Origin of the sequence: Pseudomonas sp. 22490, from assembly GCF_052044465.1 — a bacterium.
Classification (GTDB): Bacteria; Pseudomonadota; Gammaproteobacteria; order Pseudomonadales; family Pseudomonadaceae; genus Pseudomonas; species Pseudomonas aeruginosa.
The window spans coordinates 87,592-112,040 of record NZ_JBQENS010000014.1; the positions used below are offsets into that span (position 1 = coordinate 87,592).

Here is a 24,449-nt window from a genome sequence, read left to right on the forward strand (position 1 = left end):
CGCATGGTCTCGTCATGACAGAAGCCGCCCTGGCCTCCGCCGATGCTCCGCACGCCCCCCAGGTCATCCTCCAGCTGCTCGCCAAGCTAGGCATCGCCTGCCGCGAGGTCAGCGACAGCGCGGAGCTGCCTGCCGCCCGCCGGGTCCAGGCGGTGCTGCTGGACGACGCCGTCGGCACCCTGCTGGTGCTGTTCCCGCAGAGCCAGTTGCTGGACCTCGCCCGGCTCACCGAACTGACCGGCCGCAAGCTGCTGGCGATCAAGCCCGAGCGCCTGGAACGAATGCTCGGCAAGCACGAGTTGCACCGCCTGCCGGCGTTGCCGCCCCTGACCAGTTCGCCCTGCCTGTACGACGAGCGCCTGTTGCAGGAACCGCGCCTGCTGATCGAGTCCGGCCAGCCCGGCATCCTCCTGGAGATCGCCAGCAACGACTTCCGCGGCCTGCTGGGCAAGGCCAGCGCCGCGCGCTTCGGCGAACCGCTGGAAAACATCAACCTGAACCTTGACCGCCCGGACGACGACCGCGCGGAAATCAGCCAGGCCGTGCAGGCCTTCACCGCCCGGCGCATCCAGCAGCGCCTGGAGCAGACCATCGAGATTCCACCGCTGCCGCAGACGGCGCAGAAGATCATCAAGCTGCGGGTCGACCCCAACGCCAGCGTCGACGACATCACCGGTCTGGTGGAAACCGATCCGGCGCTCGCCGCCCAGGTGGTCAGTTGGGCGGCCTCGCCCTACTACGCCGCTCCGGGCAAGATCCGCTCGGTGGAAGACGCGATCGTCCGCGTCCTCGGTTTCGACTTGGTGATCAACCTGGCCCTCGGCCTCGCCCTGGGCAAGAGCCTGAGCCTGCCCAAGGACCAGCCACAGCAGGCCACGCCCTACTGGCAGCAAGCGATCTACACCGCCGCGGTGATCGAGGGCCTGACCCGCGCCATGCCGCGCGAGCTGCGCCCGGAGTCCGGCCTGAGCTACCTGGGCGGCCTGCTGCACAATTTCGGCTACCTGGTCCTGGCGCATGTCTTCCCGCCGCATTTCTCGCTGATCTGCCGGCACCTGGAGGTCAACCCGCACCTCGGCCATGCCTATATCGAACAGCACCTGCTGGGGATCACCCGCGAGCAGATCGGCGCCTGGCTGATGCGCGTCTGGGACATGCCTGACGACCTCTATTGCGCCCTGCGCTTCCAGCAGGACCCCAGCTACACCGGGCCGAACGCGGTCTACGCCAACCTGATCTGCCTGACCAACCGGTTGCTGCGCAACAGCGGCATCGGCGATGGCACGCAGCAAGCGATTCCGGCGGCATTGTACGAGCGCCTGGGGATCACCCCGGAGAAGGCCGGGGACGCCGTGAAAAAGGTGCTGGAAGCGGAAGCGGCCCTGCGCGAACTGGCGGCCCAGTTCAATCGCTTGCCGGGGTGACCGGGTAGTCCGCTGCGAAACGCACTACCGAAAGGCTGCGGCCGCAGCCCGGATGAGATCGAAAGCCGCCCTCAGGCGGCTTTCTTCTCCGGAGCCTTCTTCTTCGGCTTGAGGTACTTCACCAGACCCTGGAACCAGATCACCAGCGCCGGATTGCCCTTTATCTGGATGTCCTTGTTCTGGATGCCCTGCATGAAGGCCAACTGCGGGTTCTTCGAAGTCATCGCGGCGAAACCGTAGGCTCCGTCCTTGAACCCCAGGGAAAATGCCGGTTGCGGATGGGTACCGCGCTTGCTGCTGACGCGCAGGTCCCTGACCAGGTAGTGGCGCGCCACCTTGCCGTCGAGGGTATGCAACTGGAACACCAGGTCCTTGCCCTCGAGCTGCTTCTGGAAAGCGGGATTGTCGCGGCTGGCCTTGGCCATCAGGCGACCAAGCATCCACAGGAGAAGACGAAATTTCATGCACGCGCCTCGATATCCGGGGAGATGAGCGGCGCATTGTAGCTGTTCGCGAGGAGGACTACAGCTGTCCTTTCGATGAGCGCGGAAGCGTCTTCGACGAAGCCCGGAGCCGCTCTGACTCCGGGCTCTCGGCGGTCAGTTGACCGCGTCGCGCAGGGCCTTGCCCGGCTTGAAGGCGACGGTGTTGCTGGCCTTGATCTTCACCGGCTGGCCGGTCTGCGGGTTCTTCCCCGTGCGGGCTCCGCGATGGCGTTGCAGGAAGGTGCCGAAACCGACCAGGGTCACGCTGTCCTTGCGGTTCAGCGCGCCGGTGATTTCATCCAACAGGGCGTTGAGAACGCGATTGGCCTGTTCCTTGGTGAGATCGGCCTTTTCGGCGATAGCGGCGGCTAGTTCTGGTTTACGCATAGTTGCCTCTTTGACGGTTTGTTGTTTTTGTGTCCGTGCTGTCTTCCCAGCAGCGCTCAAAGGCACCGCAGTCCACCGGAACCATAGGCTCTAGACTGCGGTAGACGCGATGGAGGATGGCATGCTCCCGAGGACTGCGCCAGTATCGTCCGACAATTTTGCCGCAAGTCTCGACGGCATAACGGCCGGAACCAATGGCATTCAAGCCATGAGGCCGGGTAACTCTTTGTTCAGGGCCAATTTTTCGTTCACCGCCGCTCCGGTCAGGGCATAACCGATCACTCGACCAGCGGTATCCCGGCACAGGACCTTGAGGTCCGTTCCAGAGCCTTCCACTAGCCATTGGCCATCCATTCCGCGGGGCGGCGGCGACACCACCAGCGGGCAGGCCGGGGTCTTCACCGTCACCGGCATGGGACCGTAGGCCACCTGGCTGGGGTTGCCGGCGAGGGTCTGCGCCAGCGCGCGTGCGCAGGCCATCAGCGGCATCACATAGAGCAGGTTGAGGCCGTCCACTTCGGCGCAGTCGCCCAGCGCGTAGATGTTGGCGTGGGAGGTGCGCAGCGAGCGGTCGACGACGATCCCGCGGTTGACCGCCAGCCCGGCGGCGAAGGCCAATTCGGTGCGCGGACGCAGGCCGACGGCGGAGACCACCAGGTCGCAGGGAATCACCTCGCCATCCGAAAGATGCGCTTCCAGCCCCTCGCCGGCCTTCTTCAGGCTGGCCAGCACCGGCCCCAGGTGGAAGCGCACGCCGAGGCCTTCCAGGCCTGCCTGCACGGCCTTCGCCGCGGCCGGGTGGAGCAGGCCCGGCATCACCTGCTCGCAAGGCGCCACCACGTCGAGCTGGTAGCCGCCGCTGGAGAGGTCGTTGGCGAATTCGCAACCGATCAGCCCCGCACCGAGCAGCAGTACCCGGTGCTTGCCGGCAGCCGCCTGGCGGAAGCGCGCGTAGTCTTCCAGGTCGTTGATCGGGTAGAGCGCTTCCTGGGCATCGCCCTCGACCGGCACCCGGATCGGCTCCGCGCCCCAGGCCAGGACCAGGTCGCGATAACGCACCTCTTCCTCGCCGATCCAGATCCGCTGATGGCCGGGATCGATACCGGTGACCCGGGTATGGGTCAGGATGCGTGCGTTCAGTTGCTCGGCCATGGCGCCCGGTTCGGCCATGGCCAGGCCGTCGGCGTCCTTGTTCTTCGAGAAGCCGGTGGAGAGCATCGGCTTGGAATAGGAACGGCCGTCGTCGGCGGTGATCATCAGCAGCGGCGTCTCGCTGTCCAGCTTGCGCCACTCGCGGGCCAGGTTGTAGCCCGCCAGGCCGGTTCCGATGATTACCAGGGGCGCACGCTCGCTCATTTCCGTTCCTCTGTGATTGCCGGCGCCGGGCGCCGCTTCTGTGGATTTCGCTCAGGCGATCTCGATCATCTCGAAATCGATCTTGCCGACACCGCAATCCGGGCAGACCCAGTCCGCCGGGATGTCTTCCCAACGGGTTCCCGCCGGAATGCCTTCTTCGGGCAGGCCCAGGGCTTCGTCGTAGATGAAGCCGCAGACCACGCATTGCCACTTGCGCATAGCCACCCTCCTCGTTCGTCGAACCTAGCTCAGCGTCGGTGGCCGGCCAACGGCAAGGCTGCCGGGCGTTCCCGGCAGGACAGTCAATGACCGGACCCAAGTCCCAAGGATAACTCCTGGACGGCCGCTGGCCAGGCATGAAAAAAGGCGGCCAGGGCCGCCTTCTTCGCCGGCGAGCGGGGCTCAGCCGATTTCGATCATCTCGAAGTCCAGCTTGCCGACGCCGCAGTCGGGGCACAGCCAGTCTTCAGGCACGTCTTCCCAGCGCGTTCCCGCCTCGATGCCTTCTTCCGGCCAGCCTTTGGCCTCGTCATAGATCAGTCCACACACCACGCATTGCCACTTCTTCATTGTTTACCTCGGGCGGGTTACCACGGTTCAGCGCCGGCAACCTATAACAAATCCACCCTGTCCGCCAACCTGCCCGAAAGGCAAGGTGGTGCCGAACGGGCCAACCAAAGATGGGTGGTGCCCACCGGTCGCCTCACAACCCCTCGGCTCCGATCCGCGCCACCCGGGCGTCCTCTTCGGCGCGTACGCCGGAAACCCCGACCGCGCCGACCACCTGTCCGTCCACCAGGATCGGCACACCGCCCTCCAGGGTGGCCTGCAGCAGCGGCACCGAGAGGAAGGCGCTGCGTCCGCCGTTGATCATGTCCTCGTAGCGCTTCGTTTCCCGGCGTCCCAGGGCGGCGCTGCGGGCCTTTTCCGTCGCGATGTAGGCACCGATCGGCGCGCAGCCGTCGAGGCGCTCCAGCGCCAGCGGGTGGCCGCCGTCGTCGACCACCGCGATGCTCACCGCCCAGCCTTGGCGCTGTGCCTCCTCGCGGGCCGCGCCAAGGACGCGGGCGACCTCCTCGCGGCCGAGTACCGGCTTGCTGTGCATGGTTTCACTCTCCTCCGGGCAAGGCCTGGTCGAGCAGCTCGATCCAGTGGCGTACCGGGGTCCGTCCGGCCCCGTCGAGATGGGCCTGGCAACCGACGTTGGCCGTGGCGATGACATCCGGCGCGCCGCTTTCCAGGGCGTCCAGGCGGTTGTCGCGCAGACGCCGGGACAGCGCCGGCTGGGTCAGCGAGTAGGTGCCGGCGGACCCGCAGCAGAGATGACCGTCGGCCACCTCGGTGAGATGGAAGCCCAGTCGCCGCAGCACCGCCTCCACGGCCCCGCCCAGTCGTTGCGCGTGCTGCAGTGTGCATGGGCAGTGGAACGCCAGGCGCTGGTCGCAGCGCAGGCCGAGGGACTCCAGCGGCTCGTCGCGAAGCACTTCCACCAGGTCGCGGGCAGCGGCGGCGACCTCGCGCGCCTTGTCCGCGTACCGTGGGTCGTCGCGCAGCAGGTAGGCGTAGTCCTTGACGAAGGCGCCGCAGCCGCTGGCGGTCTGCACGATGGCCTCGGCACCCTCGCGCAGCAACGGCCACCAGGCGTCGATATTGCGCCGCGCGCGCTGGCGGCCGCGCTCCTGCGCATCCAGGTGGAAATCCAGCGCGCCGCAGCAGCCGGCCGCGGCCGCCGGCGTCACGCTGATTCCCAGGCGGTCCAGAACCCGCGCGGCGGCGGCGTTGGTGTTCGGCGACAGCGCCGGCTGCACGCAACCTTCGAGCAGCAGCACGCGCCGCGCATGCCGGGGCTGCGGCCGCCTGCCCGGCGCCGCGACCCGACGTGGCAGCTTGCCCTGCATCGCCTCAGGCAGCAGAGGCCTCAGCCGCCCGGCAGCGCCGGCCAGCGCGCCGAACAACCCCGGGCGCGGGGCCAGCAGGCGCAGCCCGTCGCGCAGCAGGCGTTGCCGGAAGCCGCGCGGCAGGCGTTCGGCGAGGAGGTCGCGGCCGATATCCAGCAGCTTGTGGTACTCGACTCCGGATGGGCAGGTGGTTTCGCAGTTGCGGCAGCTCAGGCAGCGATCGAGGTGCAGGCGGGTGCGCTCGCTGGCCTCGTCGCGCTCGAGGAACTGCTTGATCAGGTAGATCCGTCCGCGCGGGCCGTCGAGTTCGTCGCCCAGCTCCTGGTAGGTCGGGCAGGTGGCGTTGCAGAAACCGCAGTGCACGCAGCTGCGCAGGATGCGCTCGGCTTCGGCGGCCTCGGCGCGTTGCCGGGCGGAATCGCAGAGGTTGGTTTGCATCGCGCCTCCTCAGAGTTCGGCGTACATCCGCCCGGGATTGAAGATGCCCTGCGGGTCGAGCTGGCGTTTGAGTGCCCGGTGCAGGCCGAGCAGTCCAGGCGGTAGCGGCTGGAACGGCGCATCGAGATGGCCGGCGCGGTAGCAGGTGGCATGACCGCCATGGGCGGCGGCCCACGCACGGATGTCCGCGGCCGGCGCGTCGCTTTTCAGCCAGCGCAGCGCCCCGCCCCAGTCCAGCAACTGACGACCGGGCAACGGCGTCTCCGGCGCCAGCGCCGGCAGCGACAGGCGCCAGAGCGGTCGCGGGTCGTCGAAGAACGGCAGGCGCTGCTCGCGCAGGTCGGCCCAGAAGCCGTCCTCGAGCGCTTCGCCACCGAGGCGGTCGCGCGCCGAGCGTACCGAGCCCTCGCCGCCCTCCAGGCGCAGGCGCAGGGCTTCGCCGTCGTGGCAGGCCGCACTGATCGGCAATGGCTGGCCTCCCCACTCGGCCAGCTTGCGCAACGCCGTCGCCACCGGCAGGTCCAGGCTCAGGCCGGCCTGGCAGCGCGGCATGGGCAGCACCTTGAAGGACACTTCGGTGACCACCCCGAGGCAACCGAAGCTGCCCGCCAGCAACCGCGACAGGTCGTAGCCGGCGACGTTCTTCATCACCTCGCCGCCGAAGCGCAGGTGGGTGCCCAGGCCACTGATCAGCCGCGTCCCGAGGACGAAATCGCGTACCGCTCCCGCCCAGGGCCGGCGCGGTCCGGACAGGCCGCTGGCGAGCACCCCGCCGACCGTCGCCCGGCCGCCGAAACCCGGCGCCTCGCAGGCAAGCATCTGCCCGCCGCGCGCCAGCACGGCCTGTAGCTCGTCCAGCGGCGTACCGGCACGGGCGGTGATCACCAGTTCGCAGGGATCGTAGGCGACGATCCCACGGTGTTCGGCGAGCGCCAGCGGTTCGCCCGCAACCGGCCTGCCGAGGAACGCCTTGCTATCGCCACCGACGATGCGCAGCGGCGCGCGCCGCGCCAGGGCGTCGCGGACCCGCTCGAGCAGCGCGCCGGCATGGTCGGCGCCAGCGTCCGCATCGAAATACGGCTGGCTCATCAGAAACGCTCCAGTTCGGGGAACGGCAGTCGACCGTGGCGGACGTGCATGGCGCCGAACTCGGCGCAGCGATGCAGGGTGGGCACGTTCTTGCCGGGATTGAGCAGCCCGGCCGGGTCGAACGCCGCCTTCACGGCGTGGAACAGGGTCAGCTCGTCGGCATTGAACTGAGCGCACATCTGGTTGATCTTCTCGCGGCCGACGCCATGTTCGCCGGTGATGCTGCCGCCTACCGCTACGCACAACTCGAGGATCCTGCCGCCCAGCGCTTCGGCGCGCTCCAGCTCGCCCGCCAGGTTGGCGTCGAAGAGGATCAGCGGGTGCATGTTGCCGTCGCCGGCGTGGAATACATTGGCCACCCGCAGGCCGTATTCGCGCGAAAGCTCGGCGATGCCATGCAGCACCCGCGGCAGCTCGCGGCGCGGGATGCTGCCGTCCATGCAGTAGTAATCGGGGGAAATCCGCCCGACCGCCGGAAACGCATTCTTGCGCCCGGCCCAGAAGCGCTGGCGCTCGGCCTCGTCTTGGGCCTGTCGCACCGAGGTGGCGCCAGCCGCCTCGAACAGCTCGCGGACCCGCTCGCAATCCTCGTGCACGTCGGCTTCCACGCCATCCAGTTCGCAGAGCAGGATCGCCGCCGCGTCGACCGGGTAACCGGCGTGGATGAAATCCTCGGCGGCGCGGATCGACAGGTTGTCCATCATTTCCAGCCCGGCCGGGACGATGCCGGCACCGATCAGGTCGGCCACCGCCCGCCCGGCGCTTTCCACATCGTCGAAGCTGGCCAGCAGGACCTTCGCCACCGGCGGGCGCGGCAACAGCCTGACGGTGACCTCCACCACCACGCCGAGCAGCCCTTCGGAGCCGGTGAACAGCGCCAGCAGGTCGAAGCCGGCGCTGTCCAGGGCGCTGGACCCCAGGCTCAGGCGCTCGCCTTCCAGGGTCACGATGTCCACCTGCAACAGGTTGTGCACGGTCAGGCCGTACTTCAGGCAATGCACGCCGCCGGCGTTCTCCGCGACGTTGCCGCCGATGGAGCAGGCGATCTGCGAGGACGGGTCCGGTGCGTAGTACAGACCATGAGGGGCAGCGGCCTGGGAGATCGCCAGGTTGCGCACGCCAGGCTGGACCCGGGCGAAACGACCCAGCGGATCGATCTCGAGGATCCGCCGGAAACGCGCCATCACCAGCAGCACGCCGTTCTCCAGCGGCAGCGCGCCGCCGGACAGGCCGGTGCCGGCACCACGCGCCACGACCGGCACCTTCAGCCGATGGCAGAGGGCGAGCAGGCCCTGAACCTGTTCGATGCGTTCCGGCAATGCCACCAGCAACGGCGTGCAGCGATACGCCGAGAGTCCGTCGCACTCGTAGGGACGCAGGTCTTCCGCGGCGTGCAGCAGTTCGAGGTCGGGCAGGCGGAGGCGCAACTCGGCCAGCAGGCCATCCTTGTCCACCTGCGGCAGCGGACCGTCCAGACGCTCGTCGTAGAGGATGTTCATGGCGGCTGTCCTTGTTGTGGTTGTCGGCGGGATCAGCAAGCGTCCACAGCCTGTACCGCGCGGACGCCGGGGTCCAGCAGGCGTCTAACTGGTCCTACCAGTATCACCAGGAGCCATGGGCATGAGGCGCATGCTAGAAAGTCCCTGAGCTTCTATAGTGAGTAACGACAGCCAACTGGTCCTACCAGTGCAACGGGAGCTTCCATGCAGAAACAGCGGGTGGCCGACCAGGTCGCAGAGCGTATCGAGCGGTTGATCGTCGACGGCGTGCTCAAGGTCGGCCAGGCACTGCCGTCCGAGCGGCGCCTGGTGGCCAAGCTCGGCTGCTCGCGCTCGGCCCTGCGCGAGGGCCTGCGGGCGCTGCGCGGGCGCGGCATCATCGACACCGAGCATGGCCGTGGGTCGTTCGTCGCCGACCTCGACCGCAACGCCGACGCCAGCCCGCTGATGCACCTGTTCGGCTCCCAGCCGCGCACCCTCTACGACCTGCTCGAAGTCCGCGCCCTGCTGGAGGGCGAGGCGGCCCGCCTGGCAGCGCTACGCGGCACCGAGGCAGACTTCGTCCTGCTCGCCCGACGCTACGAAGAGATGCTCGCCAGCCACGAGGAAGCCCAGCCGATCGATCCCCGCGAGCACGCCCGCCGCGACCACGCGTTCCACCGGGCGATCAGCGAGGCATCGCACAATCCGGTGCTGGTGCATACCCTGCAATCGCTCAACGAACTGCTGCTGAGCACGGTGTTCGCCTCAGTGAACAACCTCTATCACCGGCCGCCGCAGAAACGCCAGATCGACCGCCAGCACGCGCGCCTCTACGCGGCCCTCCGCGAGCGCCAGCCGGACCAGGCGCAACGGGCGGCGCGCGAACATATCCACAGCATCCGCGACAACCTGCGGGAGATCGAGCAGGAAGAACAGCGCCTGGTCCGCGCCACCCTGCGCCTGAACGGCTGGGGGTGACGCGCCACCGCGTCGCAGACCGGCCGCCGGCCGAACGTGCTACCCTCGCCGCCTTCTGCCGCCGTCTCGTAGTCCCGTCATGCCCAGCAATGCGCTCTGGCTTCGCGCCGACCAACTGTCCAGCGTCTCCCCCGCCGTCCTCGACTGGCTGTTCGACGAGGGGTCGCTGACCCGGCGCCTGACCGCCCTGGCCGACGGCGCGTTCCGCGTCGAACCCCTGCTGGAAGGCTGGCAGACCCTGCGCGACGACGAATGCCAGGGGCTCGACGTCCCTACCGGCAGTAGCGGCTGGGTCCGCGAGGTCTACCTGCATGGCCACGACCGTCCCTGGGTGTTCGCCCGCAGCGTGGCGGCGCGCAGCGCCCTGGAAGGCTCGGGCTTCGACCTGGCGCTGCTCGGCACCCGCTCGCTGGGCGAGTTGCTGTTCAGCGACAGCGCCTTCGAGCGCGGGCCCATCGAAGTCTGCCGCTATCCGGCGGCCGGTCTGCCCGCCGAGGTCCGCGCCGAGGGTCTCTGGGGCCGTCGCTCACGGTTTTCCCGCGGCGCGCTCGGGGTGCTGGTGGCGGAGGTGTACCTACCGCGCCTGTGGGACCAGGCGGGAATCGCCGACGTATAATCCCCCGGTCGACTCCGGAGGTCCCCATGTTCGTCACCCTGATCAAGCCGCTGGCCCGCCTGCACCCCCGCGCCTGGGACTTCGTCCAACTGGTGCGGCTGGACCGGCCGATCGGCATCTACCTGCTGCTCTGGCCGACCCTCTGGTCGCTGTGGATCGCCGCGGACGGCGTGCCGGAACTGAAGAACCTGCTGATCTTCGTCCTCGGCGTCATCCTGATGCGCGCCGCCGGCTGCGTGATCAACGATTTCGCCGACCGCAATTTCGACGGCCATGTCGCACGCACCAAGGCGCGCCCGCTGGCCACCGGCAAGATCAGCGTGCGCGAGGCCTGGATCACCTTCGCCGTCCTGGTCGCGCTGAGCTTCGGCCTGGTCCTGCTGACCAATGCAACGACCGTCTGGCTGTCGTTCGGCGCGGTAGCCGTGGCCTCGCTCTACCCCTTCATGAAGCGCTACACCTACTATCCGCAGGTGGTGCTGGGCGCCGCCTATTCCTGGGGCATCCTGATGGCCTTCACCGCCGAGCGCGGCGAATTGCCGGCCAGCGCCTGGCTGCTGTTCCTGGCCAACGTGCTGTGGACGGTCGCCTATGACTCCTACTACGCGATGACCGACCGCGAGGACGACCTGAAGATCGGCATCAAGTCCACCGCAATCCTCTTCGGCGATGCCGACCGCCTGATCATCGGCAGCCTGCAGGGCCTGACCCTGCTCCTGCTAGTGCTGGCCGGCAACCGCTTCGAACTGGGCCTGTGCTTCTACCTCGGCCTGGCGGTGGCGGCGGCCTGCTTCGTCTGGGAAGCCTGGTCGACCCGCGACCGCGACCCGCAGGCCTGCTTCCGCGCCTTCCTGCACAACCACTGGGCTGGCCTGGCGATCTTCCTCGGCACGGTCGCCGACTACGCGCTGCGTTGAGCGGCGCGCAGGCCGGCGACCATCTAGTCCATGTCCGGCTGGGCGACGTGCCAGGCGCCCATCTTGCCGTCACCGTTCTTGTCGCCAGGCTTCTTGTCCTGGATGAAGGTATAAAGGGGCTTGCCGTAGTAGGCCCACTGCTGGGTGCCGTCCTCGCGAGCGACCAGGCTCCAGTCGCCGCTGGCCTGCGCTCCCTGGGCCGCTGCCAGCGGCGGCCAGTTCTTCGCGCACTGCCCGGAACAGGCGGATTGCCCTTCGCTGTCCTTGTCGTAGGTATAGAGCGTCATGCCCTTGCCATCGACCAGCACGCCGTCCTTCTCGGTGGCCGGCGCCACCGTTTCCTGGGCCAGCGCGGCGAACGCCGGCAGGGCCAGCGCCAGACCCAGCGCCAGGTGGATTCTGTTCATCGCGTCTCTCTCCTGTGTCTTCAGGTGGAGCGTTCGCCGCCCGCAGGGACGGCACCGGAACCTGTTGAGCATAGCCCCGCCGCGGGCAGTCGGCGGAAACTACGCCGTTGTGTCACATACCTGACACAATTTCGTTATCTAATGCGGCGCAAGACAGATCGACCCGAGGCAAGACCATGGTTGGCAAGACAATCCTCATCGTTGATGACGAAGCACCGATTCGCGAGATGATCGCCGTGGCCCTGGAGATGGCCGGCTACGAGTGCCTGGAGGCGGAAAATACCCAGCAGGCGCACGCGGTGATCGTCGACCGCAAGCCGGACCTGATCCTGCTCGACTGGATGCTCCCCGGCACTTCCGGCATCGAACTGGCGCGACGCCTGAAGCGTGACGAACTGACCGTCGACATCCCGATCATCATGCTCACCGCCAAGGGCGAGGAGGACAACAAGATCCAGGGCCTGGAGGTCGGCGCCGACGACTACATCACCAAGCCGTTCTCGCCCCGCGAGCTGGTCGCCCGCCTGAAGGCCGTGCTGCGCCGCACCGGGCCTGGCGACAGCGAGGCGCCGATCGAGGTCGGCGGCCTGCTGCTGGACCCGATCAGCCACCGCGTGACCATCGACGGCAAGCCGGCCGAGATGGGCCCCACCGAGTACCGCCTGCTGCAGTTCTTCATGACTCACCAGGAACGCGCCTATACCCGCGGCCAACTGCTGGACCAGGTCTGGGGCGGCAACGTCTATGTCGAGGAGCGCACCGTCGACGTGCATATCCGCCGCCTGCGCAAGGCGCTCGGCGAGGTCTACGAAAATCTGGTTCAGACTGTCCGCGGGACCGGCTATCGTTTCTCCACCAAGAGCTGACCCCGCTCCCGGCCGCCCAGCGGCCGGAGTCGTTTCCCCTGGACGGTCCGTGACGGACCGCCACTGGACAGGATGCAATCCGTCGTGAACCAAGACTGGCGTGGAGCGCTGATCCGCCACCTGCTTCTCGTGCTGGCCGCCAGCCTCGTGCTCGGCGTGGTCAGCGGCCATTACGGCTGGGCCCTGGCCCTCGGCCTGGCTCTCTACCTCGGCTGGACCCTCTGGCAGCTACTGCGCCTGCACCAGTGGCTGCGCAACCACCAGCCAGACGAGCCACCGCCGGACAGCTACGGCCTCTGGGGCGAAGTCTTCGACAATATCTACCACCTGCAACGCCGCAACCAGCGCGCCCGTGGCCGCCTGCAGGCGGTGATCGACCGGATCCAGGAGTCCACCGCGGCCCTGCGTGACGCGGTGATCATGCTCGACAGCGACGGCAACCTGGAATGGTGGAACCTCGCCGCGGAAAACCTGCTCGGCCTGAAGACCCCGCAGGACGGTGGCCAGCCGGTGAGCAACCTGATCCGCCATCCGCGCTTCAAGGAATACTTCGACCAGGAGGATTACCGCGAGCCGCTGGAAATCCCCTCGCCGATCAACGAGCGCCTGCGCCTGCAATTCCACATCACCCTCTACGGCAACCGCGAGCACCTGATGCTGGTCCGCGACGTCACCCGCGTCCACCAGCTGGAGCAGATGCGCAAGGACTTCGTGGCCAACGTCTCCCACGAGCTGCGCACGCCGCTGACGGTGATCGCCGGCTACCTGGAGACCCTCCTCGACAACGTCGAGGATGTGAACCCGCGCTGGCTGCGCGCCCTGCAGCAGATGCAGCAGCAGGCCGGACGCATGCAGAACCTGCTCAACGACCTGCTCCTGCTGGCCAAGCTGGAGGCCACCGACTACCCCGGCGACAACAAGCCGGTGGCGGTGGACGCTCTCCTCGCCAGCATCCGTAACGACGCCCAGGCCCTGTCCGCCGGGCGCAACCACCGCATCAGCCTGGACGCCGCACCCGCTGTGCAGCTCAAGGGCAGCGAGGCGGAACTGCGCAGCGCCTTCTCCAACCTGGTATTCAACGCGGTGAAGTACACCCCCGACGAAGGCGAGATCCGCATCCGCTGGTGGGCCGACGAACAGGGCGCGCACCTGTCGGTGCAGGACACCGGTATCGGCGTCGACCCCAAGCACCTGCCGCGCCTGACCGAGCGCTTCTACCGGGTGGACTCCAGCCGCGCCTCCAACACCGGCGGCACCGGCCTCGGCCTGGCCATCGTCAAGCACGTGCTGATCCGCCACCGCGCGCGCCTGGAAATCAGCAGCGTGCCCGGCAAGGGCAGCACCTTCACCTGCCATTTCGCCCCGGCGCAGGTCGCCGAGGCCGAGCGCAAGGCGCCGAAGTGAACCTCGTCGCAGTGCCGCGCCGCCGGCGTCGGCACGGCCAAGGCTTGCAAGCGACGACACAGCCCCTCATTCTTAAGGGCCTTTTGGCTACCGCACACCCCCATGGACCCTTCTCCTAGTACCAGCATCGCCACCTATTTCGCCGATGCCGGCCTGATCCTCTTCGCGCTTTTCCTCGTCCTGCTCAATGGCTTCTTCGTCGCCGCCGAGTTCGCCATGGTCAAGCTCCGCGCCACCCGCGTGGAAACCATCGCCAAGCAGCACGGCTGGCGCGGCGCCATCCTGCGCAAGGTTCACAACCAGCTGGACGCCTACCTGTCCGCCTGCCAGCTGGGCATCACCCTGGCCTCCCTGGGCCTGGGCTGGGTCGGCGAGCCGGCCTTCGCCGAACTCCTGGAACCGCTGCTGGCGATGATCGGCGTGCATTCCGACGAACTGATCCGCGGGATCTCCTTCTTCACCGCGTTCTTCATCATTTCCTACCTGCACATCGTGGTCGGCGAGCTGGCGCCCAAGTCCTGGGCGATCCGCAAACCGGAACTGCTGTCGCTGTGGACGGCGGTGCCGTTGTACCTTTTCTACTGGCTGATGTACCCGGCGATCTGGCTGCTCAACGCCAGCGCCAACGCCATCCTCAAGATCGCCGGCCAGGGCGAGCCCGGCCCGCACCACGAGCATCACTACAGCCGCGACGAACTGAAGCTGATCCTCCACTCCAGCCGCGCCCAGGACCCCAGCGACCAGGGCATGCGCGTGCTGGCCTCGGCGGTGGAGCTGGGCGAACTGGAGGTGGTCGACTGGGCCAACTCCCGCGAAGACCTGGTCTACCTCGAGCACGACGCGCCGCTGGCGGACATCCTCGCGGTGATCCGCCGCCATAAGTACAGCCGCTACCCGGTCTGGGACAGCCACAAGGGCGAGTTCATCGGCCTGCTGCACATCAAGGACCTGCTGCTGGCGCTGTCCGCCCTGGACAGCCTGCCGGAGACCTTCGACCTCGACGAACTGGTGCGCCCGCTGGAGATCGTCACCAAGCACACCCCGCTGTCGCGCCTGCTGGAGCAGTTCCGCAAGGGCGGCGCGCACTTCGCCGTGGTGGAAGAGGCCGATCACAAGGTGGTCGGCTTCCTGACCATGGAGGACGTGCTGGAAGTGCTGGTCGGCGACATCCAGGACGAACACCGCAAGACCGAGCGCGGCATCCTCGCCTACCAGCCGGGCAAGCTGCTGGTGCGCGGCGACACACCGCTGTTCAAGCTCGAGCGCCTGCTCGGCATCGACCTCGATCATGTCGAGGCAGACACTCTCGCCGGGCTGGTCTACGACACCCTGAAGCGGGTGCCGGAGGAAGAGGAAGTCCTCGACACCGAGGGCCTGCGGATCATCGTGAAGAAGATGCGCGGTCCGAAGATCGTCCTGGCCAAGGTGGTCAAGCTCGATTGAGACGAGCCGGCGCCGCCACGGCGCCGGCGACTTTTCAAGGCTCGCGGACGATGGCGAAGTTCGGCAGGCTGTCGACCGGCTGGGCGAAGTCGTAGGGAATCGACTCCAGCGCCAGGCCGACGTTGCGCTGGATCACGAAGTGCAGGTGCGGCCCGCTGCTGTTGCCGGTGTTGCCGGAGCGCGCCAGCGGCGTGCCGACCTGGACCCGCTGGCCCTCGGCGACCAGTACCGAATGGCGCATCAGGTGCAGGTAGACGCCCATGGTGCCGTCGTCGTGCAGGATGCGGACGAAGTTGCCCGAGGGATTGTTGCCGCGCCCGCTCTGGTTGTTCTCGATCTTCACCACGGTGCCGCCGCGGGCGGCGATGATCGGCGTGCCCTCGGGCATGGCGATGTCCATCGCGTAGCGGCCCTTGGGGGTGAAGTGGCTGTACTTGCCATTGGCGCCCTGGGACAGGCGGAACGGCCCGCCGCGCCAGGGCAGCGGATAGCGATAGAGCAGTGGCTGCTGGCGCGGGTCGCCGAGCGCGTAACGCAGCTTCGGGGTGTAGCTCATCGGCTTGCCGGCCTTGCGCGGCGCCAGGGTCGCCAGGCGCACCTGGCTGCGCGCCGGGACCACCCAGCGAATCGGCCCGTCGGGCACCCCAACGGCATTGCGCGGGTTGCGGATCCGCAACTCGACCTCGACCGGCGCGTAGAGGTCGTTGCGCACCTGCAGGGTCTCGCCACCCGCGTGCTTCTTCGTCTCCAGCTTCACTTCCCGTTCCAGGTGCTCGACCATCCGGTCGCGGAAGACGAACACCTGCGCCCCGGCCACGGCGCGGTCGGAGTAGGTCACCACGCCATTGGCGTCGGTGTACTTGTAGATGGTCAGGGCCGCAGCCGGAGCTGCCGCGGCGAACAGGCCACAGAGAAGGAGAAGGCGCCCTAGCATGACTGCACGGATCGTGTCGTTCTGGTTATCCCGAATCGGCAAGACTAGCAGCGCTTTATTGCCAGGGCGAGACGACAGCGAGCGGGCTGTGAACGGATCGTCGGGAAAAAACCGCTCAGGCGCCGGGAACGTAGTGCTTCTGGGTACTTCCGCGGGCGATCAGGCGCGACAGGTAGTCGAGCTTCTGCGGGTCGCGGTCGACGAAACGCAGGGTCAACAGCAGCCAATCGCTATCCGGCTTCGGCTCCAGCGCGGCGATGGCGTGCAGGTAGCCGTTCAGGCGCGCCACGTCGCTGTTTTCCTCGAGGTCCAGCACCGCGCTTTCCAGCACCTGCGGCAACAGGTCGGCGCGCTTCACCACCAGTTGCGCTTCCTTCAGACTGACCGCCTTGATCACGCAGGGCATGCTGCTCTGCGGCAGGCGCAATTGCGCCTGGCCCAGCGGGTTGCCGCTGCCGGCGGGACGCGCGCTGGCCTGGGGAGCCGAAGCCGGCTTCGGCGCGGGGGCCGGTTTTGCCGGACTGGCGGCGGGCTTGATCACCTCGGCGCGACCACCGGTCAGGGCGGCCAGCGAATCGTTGGCCATGCCGCTGGCGATCTCCCGGCGCGGCGCGTGGGCCGCCAGGGCTTCCAGCTTGCCGCTGCGGCTCAGGGCCTTCTTGATCTTGGCCACCAGTTGGTCATTGGAGAATGGCTTGCCGATGTAGTCCGACACCCCGGCCTGGATCGCCTGGACCACGTTCTCCTTGTCGCCGCGACTGGTGACCATGATGAACGGGGTAGTCTTGAGGTTTTCCTGGGCACGGCACCAGGTCAGCAGTTCGAGGCCGGACATCTCCGGCATCTCCCAATCGCAGAGGATCAGGTCGACGTTCTGCCGACTGAGCAGTTGCTGGGCCTTGCGGCCGTTCACGGCCTCCTCGATATGAAGGCCGGGGAAGTTGTCGCGCAACCCTTTCTTCATCAGATCTCGGATGAAGGGGGCGTCATCCACCACTAGCGCGCTGACTTTGCTCATCGACTTCTCCTGGACAGGTCCGCCTAGGATAGCCTCCCCTGCTGGCAGGATGCCAAGCCTTGCTGCAGTCGCGCGAAGAAACAAGGCTCCAGGTCAAGGGAGCCTTGCCTGCGGAAGATCACTCGCCGCGGTTGTTCTCGACCTCTTCCTTCATGCGGGTCAGGCCGATGTGGCGAACGTCGGTGCCGCGAACCAGGTAGATCACCAGCTCGGCGATGTTGCGCGCATGGTCGCCGATGCGCTCCAGCGAGCGCAGGGCCCAGATGATGTTGAGCACGCGGGATATCGCCCGCGGGTCTTCCATCATGTAGGTGACCAGCTCGCGCAGGGCGGTCTTGTACTCGCGATCGACGGTCTTGTCGTACTGCGCCACGGACAGCGCCAGGTCGGCATCGAAGCGGGCGAAGGCGTCCAGTGCCTCCTGCACCATCTTCTGTACCTGGCTGCCGATGTGCCGAACCTCGACGTAGCCGCGCGGCGACTCGCCTTCCTCGCACAGCTGGATGGCGCGGCGGGCGACCTTGGAGGCCTCGTCGCCGATCCGCTCGAGGTCGATCACCGACTTCGAGATGCTGATGATCAGGCGCAGGTCGGAGGCCGCCGGCTGACGCCGGGCGAGGATACGCACGCACTCCTCGTCGATGTTGCGCTCCATCTGGTTGATCTGGTCGTCGATCTCGCGGACCTGCTGGGCGAGGCCGGAGTCGGCGTCGATCAGCGCGTTGACCGCGTCGTTGACCTGCTTTTCCACCAGCCCGCCCATGGCCAGGAGGTGGCTGCGCACATCCTCCAGCTCGGCGTTGAACTGCTGGGAGATGTGATGGGTGAGACTGTCTTTGTTGATCATGTGGGGAATCCTTCTGGAGCCGCTGCGACCGGTGACATCAACGAGCTACGGAGAGCGCCGGAGGCAGCGGTATCGCCGCGCCTCCGGACGCGCCGCTAGCCGTAGCGGCCGGTGATGTAGTCTTCGGTCTGCTTCTTCGCCGGGTTGGTGAACAGCGTATCGGTGTCGCCGAACTCGATCAGCTTGCCCATGTACATGAACGCCGTATAGTCGGAAACCCGCGCGGCCTGCTGCATGTTGTGGGTAACGATGACGATGGTGAACTTCGACTTCAACTCGTAGATCAGCTCTTCGATCTTCAGCGTGGAGATCGGGTCCAGCGCCGAGCACGGCTCGTCGAGCAGCAGCACTTCCGGTTCCACCGCGATGGTCCGGGCGATCACCAGGCGCTGCTGCTGGCCACCGGACAGGCCGAGGGCGGACTCGTGCAGGCGATCCTTCACCTCCTCCCACAGCGCAGCCCCCTTCAGCGCCCACTCGACGGCCTCGTCAAGTACGCGCTTCTTGTTGATGCCCTGGATACGCAGGCCGTAGACCACGTTCTCGTAGATGCTCTTGGGGAACGGGTTGGGCTTCTGGAACACCATGCCGACGCGACGGCGCAGCTCGGCGACGTCGACGCCCTTGGCGAAGATGTTGTGGCCATCGAGGCGAATCTCGCCTTCGACGCGGCAGCCATCCACCAGGTCGTTCATCCGGTTGAAGCAGCGCAGCAGGGTCGACTTGCCGCAGCCGGACGGGCCGATGAAGGCGGTCACGCGCTGCTTCGGAATGTTCATCCGGACGTCGAACAGGGCCTGCTTGGCGCCGTAGAACAGGTTCAGCCCGGGCACTTCCAGTTCGACACTTTCGGAAGCCAGGTCGAGGCTCTGGCGGTCGCGGCCGAGCGCATCGAAGTTGATGCCGTGGCTGGCGGTCTCGTTTTGCATGGGAAGCTCCCTCAATCAGTTTTCCAGGGCCTTGTACTTCTCGCGCAGGCGATTGCGGATCGCGATGGCGGAGAAGTTCAGCAGGGCGATCACCACGACCAGCAGCAACGCCGTAGCGTATACCAGCGGCCGTGCGGCCTCGACGTTGGGGCTCTGGAAACCGACGTCGTAGATATGGAAACCGAGGTGCATGATCTTCTGGTCGAGATGCACGTACGGATAGTTACCGTCGACCGGCAGCGACGGTGCCAGTTTCACCACGCCGACCAGCATCAGCGGCGCCACTTCGCCGGCGGCACGGGCCACGGCGAGGATCAGGCCGGTCATCATCGCCGGGCTGGCCATCGGCAGGACGATCTTCCACAGCGTTTCCGCCTTGGTCGCGCCGAGCGCCAGGGAGCCTTCGCGGACCGCGCGCGGAATCCGCGCCAGGCCTTCCTCGGTGGCGACGATCACCACCGGCACGGCGAGGATCGCCAGGGTCAGCGAGGCCCAGAACAGCCCGGGGGTACCGAAGGTCGGCGCCGGCAGGGCCTCGGGGAAGAACAGCCGGTCGATGGAACCGCCCAGCACGTAGACGAAGAAACCCAGGCCGAACACGCCGTAGACGATCGCCGGTACGCCGGCGAGGTTGTTCACGGCGATGCGGATCACCCGGGTCAGCGGCCCCTGCTTGGCGTACTCGCGCAGGTAGACCGCAGCGATCACGCCGAACGGGGTGACGATCAGCGCCATCACCAGGGTCATCATCACGGTGCCGAAGATCGCCGGGAAGATACCGCCCTCGGTATTGGCCTCGCGCGGATCGTCGCTGAGGAACTCCCAGAGCTTCTTGAAGTACACCGTCATCTTGGTGCCCAGGCCCATGGCGTTGGGCTGGTAGGCATGCACCAGCTTGCCAAGGGTGATTTCGCTCTCGCGGCCGCTGGCGTCGCGCATTACCACGCTGTCGCGGTTGAACTCCTGGTGCAGGCCGTTGAGCTGCTCTTCCAGGACCTTGTAGCGCGCCTGCAACTCGCTGCGCTCGGCGGCCAGGTCGGCCTGGGCGGCGGCGTCCAGCTTGCCGTCCAACTGCAACTTGCGCTCTTTCAGGCGCAGGCGCTCGAGACCGTGGTTGATCCCGCCGATGTCGCCCTTCTCCAGCTTGTAGAGCTTGGCGTAGAGGTCATCCACCCGCTGCATGCGCTTCTGCAGTTCGCCTACCGCGGCGTCGCCTTCGGCGACCACCTGGCCGTTCTCCTTGACGCTCAGCAGGTAGCCGTAGAAGTTGCCCCACTCGCGGCGTTCGAGAACCATCAGCGCTTCGGGACGCTTGATGTCCTGCAGCCACTCGCCGACGACCCAGGAGAAATCGCTGCCGTAAAGCTCGCGGTTGCCCAGCTTGAGCAGCTCGCGGGTCATGAATTCGGGGCCGGCCTCCGGGACCGGCATGCCGGCGCTGCGCAGGCGCGCGCGCGGCACTTCCTCGGCCTGGACCACCTCGCCGATCACGGTCTTGGCGGCTTCGCCAGGGATCTGGTAAGTCGCCTCGATGACGTTCGCCGGCCAGAAGTGGCCGAGGCCGCGTACCGCGATCACCGCCAGCAGGCCGATGGTCATGATCACCGCGATCGACACCGCGCCGGCGTTCATCCACACCCAGGGCGAGCCGCTGCCGAACCAGGCTTTGACGGTTTCCTGTTTCTGTTTCACAGAGCTATACCTCCGCCGCTTACAACGACGCGTATTTCTTGCGCAGACGCTGACGGATCAGCTCTGCCAGGGTGTTCATCACGAAGGTGAACGTCAGCAGTACCAGCGCCGAGAGGAACAGCACGCGGTAGTGGCTGCCGCCGACCTCCGACTCGGGCATCTCCACCGCGACGTTGGCCGCCAGGGTGCGCATCCCCTCGAAGATATTCACTTCCATCACCGGGGTATTGCCGGTCGCCATCAGCACGATCATGGTCTCGCCGACGGCGCGGCCCATGCCGATCATCAGCGCCGAGAAGATGCCTGGACTGGCGGTCAGGATCACCACGCGGGTCAGCGTCTGCCAGGGCGTGGCGCCCAGGGCCAGGGAGCCGTAGGTGAGGCTGCGCGGCACGCTGAAGATGGCGTCCTCGGCGATCGAGAAGATATTCGGGATCACCGCGAAGCCCATTGCCAGCCCGACGATCAGGGCATTGCGCTGGTCGTAGGTGATGCCCAGGTCGTGGCTCAGCCAGAGGCGCATGTCGCCGCCGAAGAAGGTGGTCTCCAGGTGCGGGCTCAGCCACAGGGCGAAGGCGCCGACGGCAAGCACCACCGGGATCAGCAGCGCGGCTTCCCAGCCGGCCGGCAGGCTCAGACGGATACGCTCGGGCAGGCGGCTCCAGAGCAGGCCGGCAAGAAGGATGCCCAGCGGCGTCAGCAACAGCAGGCTGAACACACCCGGCAGGTGGCCTTCGACGTAGGGCGCCAGGAACAGGCCGGCGAAGAAGCCGAGGATCACCGTCGGCAGCGCCTCCATCAGCTCGATCACCGGCTTGACCTTGCGGCGCATCGCCGGAGCCATGAAATAGGCGGTGTAGACGGCGGCCGCGATGGCCAGCGGAGCTGCCAGGATCATCGCGTAGAAGGCGGCCTTGAGCGTGCCGAAGGTCAGCGGCGAGAGGCTCAGCTTCGGTTCGAAGTCGGTGGTCGCGGCGGTGGACTGCCAGACGTAGGCCGGCTTGTCGTAGCTCTCGTACCAGACCTTGCCCCAGAGGGCGCTCCAGGAGATTTCCGGGTGCGGGTTGCTCAGGGCGAAGCGGTGGATCTTGCCACCCTGCTCCAGCAGCAGGCGGTTGGCCCGCGGCGACAGGGTGATGACCCCGGAAGAGTCGGCGACCGGCTGGACCAGCAGGGTACGGTGCGCGGTGCTGTGGAAGACGCCGAGGTTGCCCTTCTCGTCCAGGGCGATGAAGCCCTTGCGCCGTTGTTCCGGAGCGATGGCGCTGATCGGCGCGCCATCCAGATTGAAGTCGCGAACGTGCGACAGGCGCGGTTCGCCGTCGGTATCGCGAGCCATGAACCACTGGGCGATGCCACCCTTGGAGTCGCCCACCAGCAGCGAGATGCCGCCCAGCAGCTGGGTGCTCGCGGTGACCTCGGCGTTGGGGTCTTCCAGCAGCTTGTAGCGACCGTTCAACTGGCGGCTGTGCAGGTCGAACACATCGGCGGTGGCACGTCCGTTGATCACGTACAGCCACTGCTTGCGCGGGTCGAGGTAGATGGCTTTCACCGGTTCGGCGATCTGCGGGAGTTCGATGCGCTCCTCGTCCAGCGTGCTTTCGCCGGTCAGCATGTTCTCTTCCCGAGTCATGCTCAACAGCAGCAGTTGCTTGGCGACGGAGCCAGCCAGCAGCAGGCTGTCGTCGCCGGCATTGATGCTCACATGCTCCAGCGGGCGGCCCTGCGGATCGAGACCGATCGGGGTCTCGCCGTAGGGGAAGGCGATCTCCGGGGTGATGGTCTTCTTGTTGTCCGGGTAGGTGACCTTGTAGGTGTGCTGGAACACCAGCACCTGTCCGTTGGACAGGCCCAGGGCGACCGTCGGGCTGCCCGGCTGGTCCTGGGCGATCGAGCGGATCTCGCTGCCCGCCGGAAGCGGCAGAGCGACACGCTTCAGTTCGACACCGGTCTTGGCGTTGAAAAAGAGAATCTCGCCCTGGCCGCCGACGCGCATGGCCACCTGGTTCTGCTCCTCGATGCTGAGCAGCAGGGGCACCTGCGCCTGCTGCATCCAGGCCGGAGTCAGCGCTTCGCGGGTCTCCAGGTCGGCGCCGCGGAACAGGGGGAGCACGACGTAGGCCAGGTAGAAGAAGATCAGGGTGATCGCCGCCAGCACGGCCAGGCCGCCGACCAGCACGTACCAGCGGGTCAGGCGGTCCTTGAGGGCACGGATGCGGCGCTTGCGTTGCAGGGCTGGCGTATTGAAGTCAATCCGCTCGGGAGCAAGGGAGGAGTTCATCGGGGAGTTGGCCATGTCGTTCATGGGGTGACACCCTAAAGGCTCTGTATGACAGACAGATGACAGCAACATGACGCAACAAAGCCCGCCAGCAGAGCCTCGCTGGCGGGAAAGGCCGGCGGATCCTAGCGCCCGCCGGCAGAGCCTTCATGCCTGGACGGCCCATCGCTGGGCCATCCGCTCAAGTCACTGGATTACAGGCCCAGTTCCTTGATCGCCTTCTCGGCCACCTTGGCCGGCAGCGGGATGTAGCCGTCCTTGACCACGACCTGCTGGCCGGTCTTGGACAGAACCAGCTTGAGGAACTGAGCCTCCAGCGGGTCCAGCGGCTTGTTCGGCGCCTTGTTCACGTAGACGTAGAGGAAGCGCGACAGCGGATAGGTGCCGTTCAGGGCGTTCTGCTCGTTGTCCTCGACGAAGGCAGCGCCTTCCTTCTTGGCCAGGGCCACGGTCTTCACGCTGGCGGTCTTGTAGCCGATACCGGAGTAGCCGATGCCGTTCAGCGACTGGCTGACCGACTGCACCACGGAAGCCGAACCCGGCTGCTCGTTGACGTTCGGACGGAAGTCGCCTTTGCACAGGGCTTCTTCCTTGAAGTAGCCGTAGGTGCCGGAAACCGAGTTGCGGCCGAACAGTTGCACCGGCTTCTTCGCCCAGTCACCGGTCAGGCCCAGGTCGCCCCAGGTCTTCACGTCCTGCTTGCTGCCACACAGGCGGGTAGCGGAGAAGATCGCATCGACCTGCTGCATGGTCAGGCCTTTGATCGGGTTGTCCTTGTGCACGAAGATCGCCAGGGCGTCGACAGCGACCGGGACGGCGGTCGGCTTATAGCCGTACTTCTGCTCGAAAGCCTGCAGCTCGACGTCCTTCATCTTGCGGCTCATCGGGCCCAGGTTGGCGGTGCCTTCGGTCAGGGCCGGCGGCGCGGTGGAAGAACCGGCAGCCTGGATCTGGATGTTCACGTTCGGATAGAGGCGCTTGTACTCCTCGGCCCACATGGTCATCAGGTTGGCCAGAGTGTCGGAGCCGACGCTCGACAGGTTGCCCGACACACCGCTGGCTTTCTGATATTCCGGCAGCGCCGGGTCGATCGCGGCTACCGCGGAAGCGGCGCCTACGCCTGCGGCGACGAACGTCAGGGCCGCCATCAAACGCTTGAGTTTCATGCCTTGCTCCTTGGACAGGATGGGGTTGGATGGAACGGGGGCCAGTATCGTCAGGCCGCATGAAGACTCTATGAAAGGAATGTGACAGTTGGATGAAATGCCATCAGCCTTCCGACATTTTTCCGCAAGCCTTGGGAGAAGCCCTGCCACACCCCTAAAAGCCTGGAAACACAAGGGCTCCAGCCTTTCACGGAGGGGCCGGGGAGGCCCTCTGGAGCGCGTTTTCGATCCGCCTGGGGGAGGTAGCCGTCCATCCGTTTCATGCAGGATGGGTAGTTTCCAGGGCAATTGTGACAGTCGCCGCCGGCATTCGCAGTCGAGAAAAGAAGCGAGGAAGCACGCCTTTTTCCGCGCGCAAAAGCAAAACCCCCGGTCATCGCTGACCAGGGGTTT

24 protein-coding genes are annotated in these 24,449 nt (G+C 66.8%); 7 read left to right on the forward strand and 17 right to left on the reverse strand.

What is annotated here, in order from left to right:
* Positions 1–14: 14 nt before the first annotated feature.
* Positions 15–1,424, forward strand: coding sequence for an HDOD domain-containing protein (locus ACTJJX_RS17260; RefSeq protein ID WP_003114368.1), 1,410 nt, complete (start codon positions 15–17; stop codon positions 1,422–1,424).
* 71 nt (positions 1,425–1,495) lie between these two features.
* Here the strand turns inward: ACTJJX_RS17260 and ACTJJX_RS17265 are convergent, their stop codons facing one another.
* From ACTJJX_RS17265 to glcD, 9 genes are all read right to left on the reverse strand, one after another.
* Complete coding sequence (locus ACTJJX_RS17265; protein WP_016852266.1) at positions 1,496–1,888, reverse strand: hypothetical protein; 393 nt, start codon at positions 1,886–1,888, stop codon at positions 1,496–1,498.
* 135 nt (positions 1,889–2,023) lie between these two features.
* On the reverse strand, positions 2,024–2,296 hold the full coding sequence (locus ACTJJX_RS17270) for an HU family DNA-binding protein (RefSeq protein ID WP_003096630.1): 273 nt from the start codon (positions 2,294–2,296) through the stop codon (positions 2,024–2,026).
* 201 nt (positions 2,297–2,497) lie between these two features.
* Positions 2,498–3,652 (reverse strand): rubredoxin-NAD(+) reductase AlkT, encoded by a 1,155-nt coding sequence (gene alkT, locus ACTJJX_RS17275; RefSeq protein WP_009877267.1) that lies wholly within the window; start codon positions 3,650–3,652, stop codon positions 2,498–2,500.
* Positions 3,653–3,703: 51 nt separating this feature from the next.
* Positions 3,704–3,871 (reverse strand): rubredoxin, encoded by a 168-nt coding sequence (locus tag ACTJJX_RS17280; RefSeq protein ID WP_003098329.1) that lies wholly within the window; start codon positions 3,869–3,871, stop codon positions 3,704–3,706.
* 183 nt (positions 3,872–4,054) lie between these two features.
* Positions 4,055–4,222, reverse strand: coding sequence for a rubredoxin (locus ACTJJX_RS17285; protein WP_003098330.1), 168 nt, complete (start codon positions 4,220–4,222; stop codon positions 4,055–4,057).
* Between the two features lie 133 nt (positions 4,223–4,355).
* Complete coding sequence (locus ACTJJX_RS17290) at positions 4,356–4,757, reverse strand: heme-binding protein (RefSeq protein WP_003098332.1); 402 nt, start codon at positions 4,755–4,757, stop codon at positions 4,356–4,358.
* 4 nt (positions 4,758–4,761) lie between these two features.
* The gene (gene glcF / locus ACTJJX_RS17295) at positions 4,762–5,988 is read right to left on the reverse strand and encodes a glycolate oxidase subunit GlcF (protein WP_003136271.1); all 1,227 of its coding nucleotides are present in this window, start codon (positions 5,986–5,988) and stop codon (positions 4,762–4,764) included.
* Between the two features lie 9 nt (positions 5,989–5,997).
* Positions 5,998–7,077 (reverse strand): glycolate oxidase subunit GlcE, encoded by a 1,080-nt coding sequence (gene glcE, locus ACTJJX_RS17300; RefSeq protein WP_016852267.1) that lies wholly within the window; start codon positions 7,075–7,077, stop codon positions 5,998–6,000.
* Positions 7,077–8,576, reverse strand: coding sequence for a glycolate oxidase subunit GlcD (glcD, locus tag ACTJJX_RS17305; RefSeq protein ID WP_003104603.1), 1,500 nt, complete (start codon positions 8,574–8,576; stop codon positions 7,077–7,079). The genes glcE and glcD overlap by 1 nt, the downstream gene beginning before the upstream one ends.
* A 204-nt stretch (positions 8,577–8,780) precedes the next feature.
* Here glcD and glcC point away from each other — a divergent pair, with 204 nt between their 5' ends.
* The 3 genes from glcC (at position 8,781) to ubiA (ending at position 11,069) form a co-directional block, all read left to right on the forward strand.
* Positions 8,781–9,536: a transcriptional regulator GlcC gene (glcC, locus tag ACTJJX_RS17310; RefSeq protein WP_004352288.1), complete on the forward strand. Its 756-nt coding sequence runs from the start codon at positions 8,781–8,783 to the stop codon at positions 9,534–9,536.
* Positions 9,537–9,615: 79 nt separating this feature from the next.
* The gene (locus ACTJJX_RS17315) at positions 9,616–10,152 is read left to right on the forward strand and encodes a chorismate lyase (RefSeq protein ID WP_003114374.1); all 537 of its coding nucleotides are present in this window, start codon (positions 9,616–9,618) and stop codon (positions 10,150–10,152) included.
* 26 nt (positions 10,153–10,178) lie between these two features.
* The gene (gene ubiA, locus ACTJJX_RS17320; protein WP_003104612.1) at positions 10,179–11,069 is read left to right on the forward strand and encodes a 4-hydroxybenzoate octaprenyltransferase; all 891 of its coding nucleotides are present in this window, start codon (positions 10,179–10,181) and stop codon (positions 11,067–11,069) included.
* A gap of 23 nt (positions 11,070–11,092) precedes the next feature.
* Here the strand turns inward: ubiA and ACTJJX_RS17325 are convergent, their stop codons facing one another.
* A complete protein-coding gene (locus ACTJJX_RS17325; RefSeq protein WP_003096652.1) occupies positions 11,093–11,476 on the reverse strand; it encodes a COG4315 family predicted lipoprotein in 384 nt (127 codons plus the stop codon).
* Between the two features lie 176 nt (positions 11,477–11,652).
* On the opposite strand from ACTJJX_RS17325, the gene phoB reads away from it, so the two are divergent.
* From phoB to ACTJJX_RS17340, 3 genes are all read left to right on the forward strand, one after another.
* A complete protein-coding gene (gene phoB, locus ACTJJX_RS17330) occupies positions 11,653–12,342 on the forward strand; it encodes a phosphate regulon transcriptional regulator PhoB (RefSeq protein WP_003096653.1) in 690 nt (229 codons plus the stop codon).
* Between the two features lie 72 nt (positions 12,343–12,414).
* Positions 12,415–13,746: a phosphate regulon sensor histidine kinase PhoR gene (gene phoR, locus ACTJJX_RS17335; protein WP_003121316.1), complete on the forward strand. Its 1,332-nt coding sequence runs from the start codon at positions 12,415–12,417 to the stop codon at positions 13,744–13,746.
* A 102-nt stretch (positions 13,747–13,848) separates the two neighbouring features.
* Positions 13,849–15,189, forward strand: coding sequence for a hemolysin family protein (locus tag ACTJJX_RS17340; protein ID WP_003096655.1), 1,341 nt, complete (start codon positions 13,849–13,851; stop codon positions 15,187–15,189).
* A 34-nt stretch (positions 15,190–15,223) separates the two neighbouring features.
* On the opposite strand, the gene ACTJJX_RS17345 is transcribed toward ACTJJX_RS17340, so the two are convergent.
* From ACTJJX_RS17345 to pstS, 7 genes are all read right to left on the reverse strand, one after another.
* On the reverse strand, positions 15,224–16,123 hold the full coding sequence (locus ACTJJX_RS17345; protein ID WP_003096656.1) for a peptidoglycan DD-metalloendopeptidase family protein: 900 nt from the start codon (positions 16,121–16,123) through the stop codon (positions 15,224–15,226).
* Positions 16,124–16,238: 115 nt separating this feature from the next.
* Positions 16,239–17,141, reverse strand: coding sequence for a response regulator (locus tag ACTJJX_RS17350; RefSeq protein WP_016852268.1), 903 nt, complete (start codon positions 17,139–17,141; stop codon positions 16,239–16,241).
* 118 nt (positions 17,142–17,259) lie between these two features.
* Positions 17,260–17,988, reverse strand: a complete 729-nt coding sequence (gene phoU, locus ACTJJX_RS17355) for a phosphate signaling complex protein PhoU (protein ID WP_003096661.1) — start codon at positions 17,986–17,988, stop codon at positions 17,260–17,262.
* A gap of 95 nt (positions 17,989–18,083) precedes the next feature.
* A complete protein-coding gene (gene pstB / locus ACTJJX_RS17360; protein ID WP_003096663.1) occupies positions 18,084–18,917 on the reverse strand; it encodes a phosphate ABC transporter ATP-binding protein PstB in 834 nt (277 codons plus the stop codon).
* Between the two features lie 15 nt (positions 18,918–18,932).
* Positions 18,933–20,609: a phosphate ABC transporter permease PstA gene (gene pstA / locus ACTJJX_RS17365; RefSeq protein ID WP_003096667.1), complete on the reverse strand. Its 1,677-nt coding sequence runs from the start codon at positions 20,607–20,609 to the stop codon at positions 18,933–18,935.
* Between the two features lie 19 nt (positions 20,610–20,628).
* The gene (locus ACTJJX_RS17370; protein ID WP_077688114.1) at positions 20,629–22,662 is read right to left on the reverse strand and encodes an ABC transporter permease subunit; all 2,034 of its coding nucleotides are present in this window, start codon (positions 22,660–22,662) and stop codon (positions 20,629–20,631) included.
* A 422-nt stretch (positions 22,663–23,084) separates the two neighbouring features.
* Complete coding sequence (pstS, locus tag ACTJJX_RS17375; protein ID WP_003096673.1) at positions 23,085–24,056, reverse strand: phosphate ABC transporter substrate-binding protein PstS; 972 nt, start codon at positions 24,054–24,056, stop codon at positions 23,085–23,087.
* Between the last annotated feature and the right edge of the window lie 393 nt (positions 24,057–24,449).

Excerpts from the sequence above, each read along its gene's own strand:
- ACTJJX_RS17260 (WP_003114368.1), top strand. The coding sequence starts at position 15 with ATGACAGAAGCCGCCCTGGCCTCCGCCGATGCTCCGCACGCCCCCCAG.
- ACTJJX_RS17280 (WP_003098329.1), bottom strand. The coding sequence starts at position 3,871 with ATGCGCAAGTGGCAATGCGTGGTCTGCGGCTTCATCTACGACGAAGCC.
- ACTJJX_RS17315 (WP_003114374.1), top strand. The coding sequence starts at position 9,616 with ATGCCCAGCAATGCGCTCTGGCTTCGCGCCGACCAACTGTCCAGCGTC.
- ACTJJX_RS17345 (WP_003096656.1), bottom strand. The coding sequence starts at position 16,123 with ATGCTAGGGCGCCTTCTCCTTCTCTGTGGCCTGTTCGCCGCGGCAGCT.
- phoU (WP_003096661.1), bottom strand. The coding sequence starts at position 17,988 with ATGATCAACAAAGACAGTCTCACCCATCACATCTCCCAGCAGTTCAAC.
- ACTJJX_RS17270 (WP_003096630.1), bottom strand. The coding sequence starts at position 2,296 with ATGCGTAAACCAGAACTAGCCGCCGCTATCGCCGAAAAGGCCGATCTC.
- ACTJJX_RS17350 (WP_016852268.1), bottom strand. The coding sequence starts at position 17,141 with ATGAGCAAAGTCAGCGCGCTAGTGGTGGATGACGCCCCCTTCATCCGA.
- ACTJJX_RS17370 (WP_077688114.1), bottom strand. The coding sequence starts at position 22,662 with ATGCAGCAGGCGCAGGTGCCCCTGCTGCTCAGCATCGAGGAGCAGAAC.
- alkT (WP_009877267.1), bottom strand. The coding sequence starts at position 3,652 with ATGAGCGAGCGTGCGCCCCTGGTAATCATCGGAACCGGCCTGGCGGGC.
- ubiA (WP_003104612.1), top strand. The coding sequence starts at position 10,179 with ATGTTCGTCACCCTGATCAAGCCGCTGGCCCGCCTGCACCCCCGCGCC.
- ACTJJX_RS17340 (WP_003096655.1), top strand. The coding sequence starts at position 13,849 with ATGGACCCTTCTCCTAGTACCAGCATCGCCACCTATTTCGCCGATGCC.
- glcF (WP_003136271.1), bottom strand. The coding sequence starts at position 5,988 with ATGCAAACCAACCTCTGCGATTCCGCCCGGCAACGCGCCGAGGCCGCC.
- phoR (WP_003121316.1), top strand. The coding sequence starts at position 12,415 with ATGCAATCCGTCGTGAACCAAGACTGGCGTGGAGCGCTGATCCGCCAC.
- ACTJJX_RS17285 (WP_003098330.1), bottom strand. The coding sequence starts at position 4,222 with ATGAAGAAGTGGCAATGCGTGGTGTGTGGACTGATCTATGACGAGGCC.
- glcD (WP_003104603.1), bottom strand. The coding sequence starts at position 8,576 with ATGAACATCCTCTACGACGAGCGTCTGGACGGTCCGCTGCCGCAGGTG.
- glcC (WP_004352288.1), top strand. The coding sequence starts at position 8,781 with ATGCAGAAACAGCGGGTGGCCGACCAGGTCGCAGAGCGTATCGAGCGG.
- pstB (WP_003096663.1), bottom strand. The coding sequence starts at position 18,917 with ATGCAAAACGAGACCGCCAGCCACGGCATCAACTTCGATGCGCTCGGC.
- ACTJJX_RS17265 (WP_016852266.1), bottom strand. The coding sequence starts at position 1,888 with ATGAAATTTCGTCTTCTCCTGTGGATGCTTGGTCGCCTGATGGCCAAG.
- ACTJJX_RS17290 (WP_003098332.1), bottom strand. The coding sequence starts at position 4,757 with ATGCACAGCAAGCCGGTACTCGGCCGCGAGGAGGTCGCCCGCGTCCTT.
- phoB (WP_003096653.1), top strand. The coding sequence starts at position 11,653 with ATGGTTGGCAAGACAATCCTCATCGTTGATGACGAAGCACCGATTCGC.
- ACTJJX_RS17325 (WP_003096652.1), bottom strand. The coding sequence starts at position 11,476 with ATGAACAGAATCCACCTGGCGCTGGGTCTGGCGCTGGCCCTGCCGGCG.
- glcE (WP_016852267.1), bottom strand. The coding sequence starts at position 7,077 with ATGAGCCAGCCGTATTTCGATGCGGACGCTGGCGCCGACCATGCCGGC.
- pstS (WP_003096673.1), bottom strand. The coding sequence starts at position 24,056 with ATGAAACTCAAGCGTTTGATGGCGGCCCTGACGTTCGTCGCCGCAGGC.